Below are 2,056 nucleotides of genomic sequence, written 5' to 3'. Positions count from 1 at the left end.
GCCTCGTCGTCGCAATCACCAACTACGAACGTGGAGACAATCCGGGAAGTACCGTGATCACGGTGTGAGAACTCTTCTATGACACCCTCCAGAAGATTTGGGATATCTGTGGAATTCTCCGCGATGACGGGATGCACATTGGGACCTACGTCGAGCAGGTCACGGTACTTCTGTTCCTCAAAATGATGGATGAACGGGAACAGTTCGGAAGCGAGTCGATTGAGATTCCTAATGAGTGTCAGTGGACTACTTTAAAACAAAAGGACGGCGAGGAACTCCTTGAGCACTACAACCGCGTTGTTCTCCCTACCCTCGGAGACCAAGAGGGGGTTGTGGGTGAAATTTTCGCCCGTGTCAATAGCCAATTCAGAACTCCTGTCAATCTTCGTGAGGCTATTCGTGAAATCGACCAGATAGAATGGTCCGCAATTGAGGTTGACGTGAAAGGAACTGCTTATGAGGCTCTCCTCCAGCGCTATGCAGAGGAGGCGAAAGGTGCAGGTCAGTACTTCACCCCTCGTCCAGCAATCAAAGCAATTGTCAAAGCGATTGACCCTGACCATGATGATAAAATCCATGACCCTGCTGCAGGTACGGGTGGGTTTCTAATCCAGGCTTTCGAGCACATTCTTGAAAAAACGAACGAGGGCCTGGACCTTACTCGTGATGAGCGCAAGAAACTTATGACTGAGAACTTGTCTGGTATGGAACTTGTCCCAGAAACTCGCCGGTTAGGTCTGATGAACTTAGCTCTACATGACTTACAACCGGAGAATTTTGAAGTGGGTGATTCTCTCTCTGCAGGACCACACACTAATCAGAAATATGATGCAATTTTGACCAACCCTCCCTATGGTGGGAATCAAAGGAAGAAACGAATGAGGGAGGACTTCATGGTAGAAACCAAAAGTCCTGAGCTTAATTTCGTCCAACATAATATGAGTCTCCTCAAACAAGGGGGTGAATGTGGTATGGTCGTCCCTGACGGAGTACTTTTCCAAAAGGGGGGTGCGAAACAAGTCAGAGAACACCTGCTCCGAGAATACGATGTACATACTATTCTTATCCTCCCAATCGGTGCATTCCACCCATATACGAGTGTAACAACTAACGTTCTATTTTTCAAAAACGAAGGTTCAACTGATGAGGTCTGGTACTATGACTTAAGAACCAGTGTTGAGAAGATAAAGAAGAGCACGCCCCTCACGGAAGACCACTTTGAAGACTTTCTTCAGAACTATGAGTCCCGTGAGGAGAGTGAGCAGTATTTCCGAGTTACTATTGACGAAATTGAAGAACAAGATTACTCGCTTAGCTATAAGGATTATAAGGAGTTTGAAGAAGATGAGATTGAGATTCCAGAACCGGAGGAGCTGTTGACTGAATTTATATCCCTACAAGAAACAATCTCGGAAAATGCGGAGGACATCTTAGAGGAGCTAGACTCAGAAGGTGATGGAGATGATTGAATTCCCAGAACACTGGGAGTATGCGCCGGTGTCGAAATTTTGTGATGTGAATAGGATAAATCGAAAGCCTGCTGATGAGTTTCCTGAGAGGAGATTTAATTACATCTCTGTTTCTAGTGTTGACGGTGACAAGGGGGAAATCACCGAAACAGAGTCTGTGGTCGGGGAAAATGCTCCAAGTCGTGCAAAGCGAGAAATACACGAAGGAGATGTGATTGTATCGACAGTACGTCCCTATCTTCGAGCGTTTGCTATAGTCCCAGAAGACTTGGATGGAGAGATTTGTTCAACAGCTTTTGCTGTATTATCTCCAAAGGAAGATATCCTGACAAAGTATCTTTGGTATGCGGTTCGATTTGATGACTTTGTGAATCAACTGAAAGAAGTCCAGCGCGGAGCCAGTTATCCAGCAGTTGGAATCACAGACGTCAAAGAAGCTAAAATACCTGTCCCCCCTGAAGAGGAACAACGCGTAATCACTTCTAAATTAGAATCAATCATCCGTCTTTAGCTAAGCGAAGAACCGCATGACTGCGGCGGCTTATCGGTGTTACTTTTCGGAAGGAATGAGGAGGCAACGAGTGTGT

Annotated in this window: 2 protein-coding genes; both read left to right on the top strand. The window is 46.0% G+C overall.

The window, feature by feature from the left end; all coding sequences use genetic code 11:
• Positions 1 to 95: 95 nt before the first annotated feature.
• Positions 96 to 1,469 carry an N-6 DNA methylase gene (locus AM590_RS18540; RefSeq protein WP_256364951.1) on the top strand — a complete coding sequence of 458 codons (1,374 nt, stop codon included), beginning with the start codon at positions 96 to 98 and terminating at the stop codon, positions 1,467 to 1,469.
• Positions 1,462 to 1,980, top strand: coding sequence for a restriction endonuclease subunit S (locus AM590_RS20180; protein WP_172795840.1), 519 nt, complete (start codon positions 1,462 to 1,464; stop codon positions 1,978 to 1,980). The genes AM590_RS18540 and AM590_RS20180 overlap by 8 nt, the downstream gene beginning before the upstream one ends.
• The last annotated feature ends 76 nt before the right edge of the window (positions 1,981 to 2,056 follow it).

Origin of the sequence: Haloferax sp. Q22 (assembly GCF_001482285.1) — an archaeon.
GTDB lineage: Archaea > Halobacteriota > Halobacteria > Halobacteriales > Haloferacaceae > Haloferax.
This window is presented reverse-complemented; position numbering and strand designations above follow the sequence as displayed.

Excerpts from the sequence above, each read along its gene's own strand:
- AM590_RS20180 (WP_172795840.1), top strand. The coding sequence starts at position 1,462 with ATGATTGAATTCCCAGAACACTGGGAGTATGCGCCGGTGTCGAAATTT.